The sequence below is a fragment of the Phormidium sp. CCY1219 genome (assembly GCF_055795085.1).
The window spans coordinates 1-586 of record NZ_JAYFEQ010000058.1 but is presented as its reverse complement, the minus strand read 5'-3'; the positions used below and the strand labels follow the sequence as shown (position 1 = coordinate 586).

Here is a 586-nt window from a genome sequence, read left to right as displayed (position 1 = left end):
CCCGCGCTCGCACGTTGTTAGAAATTCTCGCCGAAGCCAATGCCGATATCCGCACTGGCGTAGACCCGGAATTACGCGAACAGGAAGCGAACTTACAGCAGCGCATCAATGCTACTGAATCCCGGCGCATGGAACTATTCTCCGGGGAACATACCCCGGAACAAGCTAATGCTATCAAACAAGAACTGGATACTTTATTGCGACAACTGGATGCTCTCAGGGCGCAAATCCGGCAAACCTCTCCCCGATATGCCGCTCTCACTCAACCTCAACCCCTAACTGCCGAACAAATTCAGCAGCAGGTACTCGATAAAGATACCTTACTCTTACAATATTCTCTCGGCACAGACCGCAGTTTCCTCTGGGCGGTCACTCCGGAGAGTTTAACGGTGTACGAGTTACCCCCCCGGGCTGAAATTGAGGAACTGGCACAACAATTTTATCGGTTAATGCAAAATCCCGACTATCGGGGGGAAAGTCGCAATCTGGTTGTTTCTCCCAACCTCCCGAAAGTCAATGCTTCTGCGACTGAGTTGAGTGAGATGTTGCTGTCTCCAGTGGCGGATAAACTAGCCGGAAAGCGGTT

General features: G+C 51.4%; 1 pseudogene. It reads left to right on the top strand.

Annotation, left to right across the window (positions count from 1 at the left end):
* Window positions 1–586: pseudogene (locus tag AC0QH1_RS00415) on the top strand (hypothetical protein); the annotation flags it as partial.